This window comes from Actinophytocola sp. (genome assembly GCF_045807065.1).
In the GTDB taxonomy this organism is placed as follows: domain Bacteria; phylum Actinomycetota; class Actinomycetes; order Mycobacteriales; family Pseudonocardiaceae; genus Actinophytocola.
Window position 1 is genome coordinate 1 of the sequence record NZ_JBJMIE010000108.1, and the last position, 2,445, is coordinate 2,445.

General features: G+C 75.7%; 4 protein-coding genes. 3 read left to right on the forward strand and 1 reads right to left on the reverse strand.

Annotated elements, in window-relative coordinates:
- Nucleotides 1-236 (forward strand): nickel insertion protein (larC, locus tag ACJ73U_RS06395; protein ID WP_407776590.1); only part of this gene is annotated, 236 nt, incomplete at its 5' end.
- Nucleotides 233-1,048 (forward strand): ATP-dependent sacrificial sulfur transferase LarE, encoded by an 816-nt coding sequence (larE, locus tag ACJ73U_RS06400; RefSeq protein WP_407776591.1) that lies wholly within the window; start codon nucleotides 233-235, stop codon nucleotides 1,046-1,048. The genes larC and larE, both read left to right, overlap by 4 nt.
- A gap of 4 nt (nucleotides 1,049-1,052) precedes the next feature.
- On the opposite strand, the gene ACJ73U_RS06405 is transcribed toward larE, so the two are convergent.
- Complete coding sequence (locus tag ACJ73U_RS06405; protein ID WP_407776592.1) at nucleotides 1,053-1,481, reverse strand: VOC family protein; 429 nt, start codon at nucleotides 1,479-1,481, stop codon at nucleotides 1,053-1,055.
- A gap of 38 nt (nucleotides 1,482-1,519) precedes the next feature.
- Here ACJ73U_RS06405 and ACJ73U_RS06410 point away from each other — a divergent pair, with 38 nt between their 5' ends.
- Nucleotides 1,520-2,305, forward strand: coding sequence for a helix-turn-helix domain-containing protein (locus ACJ73U_RS06410; protein WP_407776593.1), 786 nt, complete (start codon nucleotides 1,520-1,522; stop codon nucleotides 2,303-2,305).
- The last annotated feature ends 140 nt before the right edge of the window (nucleotides 2,306-2,445 follow it).

Below are 2,445 nucleotides of genomic sequence, written 5' to 3' on the forward strand. Positions count from 1 at the left end.
AGCTGGCCGCGTTGGTACTGGCGGAAACCGGGTCGCTCGGGCTGCGTCGAACCACGGTGGACCGTGACGTGCTGCCCCGCCGGTTCGAGACCGTGCACGTCGACGGCCACCCGGTCCGGGTGAAGATCGGCCCCCACGGGGCGAAACCGGAACACGACGACGTGGCCGCGGCGGCGGCCCGGCTCGGGGTGCCGCTCCGCGAGGTCGCGGCCCGGGCACTCGGCGGCCTGCGATGACCGCGGCACGGCTCCTGGCGGAGGTCGCGGCCTACGGCTCGGTGGCCGTCGCGTACTCGGGCGGTGCCGACTCGGCACTCGTGCTGGCCGCGGCGGTCCGCGCGCTGGGTGCCGACCGGGTGCTGGCGGTGACCGCGGTGTCGGAGAGCCTGCCGGCGGCCGAGCTGGCACCCGCGTCGGCGCTGGCGGCGGAGCTGGGCGTGCGTCACCTGACCCCGCGCACCCACGAGCTGGCGAGTGCCGGCTACCGCGCGAACGGCCGCGACCGCTGCTACTTCTGCAAGTCGACCGTCCTCACGGCGATCACCGCGATCGCGGCGGCACAGGGCCTCGCCACGGTCGCCACCGGCACCAACGCCGACGACGCCGCCGACCCGTTCCGCCCCGGCATCCGCGCCGGCGCCGAGCGCGGCGTGCGCACCCCGCTGCGCGACGCGGGCCTGACCAAGGACGCGGTCCGGGCGATCAGCCGCGAGTGGCACCTGCCGACCGCGACCAAGCCGGCGACGCCGTGCCTGGCGAGCCGCGTGCGGTACGGGTTGGCGATCACCCCGTACCGGCTGGCCCGCGTCGACCGCGCGGAGACCGCCGTGCGTGCCCTGCTGGCCGGCGCCGGGCTGGCGACCACCGACCTGCGGGTGCGTGACCTCGACACCGCCGTCCGGGTCGAGGTGGACGCGCCGCTCGCCGCGGTCGTGGCCGCGCTCCCGGCGTTGCGGCAGACCCTGGCGGAGTCCGGCTTCACCGACGTGCCGGTGGAGGTCGCGCCGTTCCGGTCCGGCAACCTCAACCTCGCGCCGCCACCCGGCTGAGGGCTCAGGAGAACACCTGTGCCGCGGCGGCCACGACCTCCTCGTGCGGCACGTCCCGCAGGTGCTGGCTGATGTTCCACCGATGGCCGAACGGGTCGACGAGCTGCCCGTGGCGGGTGCCCCAGAACGTGTCGGCCACCGGGCCGCGTGCCTGCGCGCCGGCCGCCACCGCCCGCGCGAACACGGCGTCGGCGTCGGCGACGTCGAGCTGCAGGACCACGGCGGTGCCGCCGATCGAGGGCGGCGCGAGCACGCCCATCTCCGGGAACTCGTCCGCGAGGTGCAGCGCGGCGGAGCCGACGCGCAGCTCGACGGACATCAGCCGGCCGTCGGGCGTGGGTACCCGGCTGACCTCCTCGGCCCCGAAGGCCTCCCGGTAGAACGCGGCGGCGGCCTCGGCGCCCTGGACCACGATGTGTGCGGTGATCGACATGCCCTGACCCTAGGCAGCGCGTCTTGTACGTTCTTGCCATGACGGGTGAGGTGCGGCTGTGGCGTCCGGCCGACCGGGTGCTGATGCTCGCCGGGCGCACCAGCCGGTACGCCGTCGAACCGCGCGGCGAGTACGTCTTCGGTGTCGTCGCGGCACGGCCGATGCGGGCCGCACGCGGCGGGCAGCGCCACGTGGTCCAGCCCGGGCAGCTCGTCGCGTGGGATCCCTCCGCCGCCCACTCCGGCGAGTCGGACGAGCCGTGGTCGGCGCGACTGATGGTCGTCGAGGCCGACGTGCTGGGCAACGTCGCCTTCCCCGCGCCGGTGCTGACCGATCCGGCGCTGGCCAGGGCCTTCGTCCGCATGCACGAGCTGCTGGAGCGCCCGGACACTACCCGTCTGGAACGCGACGGCGCACTGGCCACCTGGCTGCACGCCGTGGTCGACCGGCACGCCGGGACACCGACCAGCACGGCCGCCGGGAGCGACACGGGATTGCGGCTCGCCTGCGACTACCTGGCCGAGCACGCCGAGCGGGCCATCAGCCTGGACGAGCTGGCCGCCGTGGCCGGGATGGGGAAGTTTCGACTGGTCAAGCTCTTCCGGGACCGCACCGGCCTGCCGCCGCACGCACTGCAGATCGCCCACCGCGTCCGGCGCGCCCGCCGGCTCCTCGAAGCCGGCCACCCGGCGGCCGAGGCCGCCGCGCTGACCGGGTTCACCGACCAGAGCCACCTGCACCGGCACTTCCGCCGCGCGCTCGGGTTCACCCCCGGCCAGTACCAGCGGCTGCTCGCCGGGGCGCCCGGCCCCTCGGGCACATGACCGGGCCGACCACGCCGTACTTCGCGATCGGCGCGGGTCACGCCGTGTACCGGGGCCCGGTGGAATCCAGCACCGCGCACAGCCATGCCGCCTTCCAGCTCGCCATCGCGCCGCGGGGCGAGGTCGCGGTGGTGGACGAG

Coding starts and splice junctions, on each gene's coding strand:
- larE (WP_407776591.1), top strand. CDS start 233: ATGACCGCGGCACGGCTCCTGGCGGAGGTCGCGGCCTACGGCTCGGTG.
- ACJ73U_RS06410 (WP_407776593.1), top strand. CDS start 1,520: ATGACGGGTGAGGTGCGGCTGTGGCGTCCGGCCGACCGGGTGCTGATG.
- ACJ73U_RS06405 (WP_407776592.1), bottom strand. CDS start 1,481: ATGTCGATCACCGCACACATCGTGGTCCAGGGCGCCGAGGCCGCCGCC.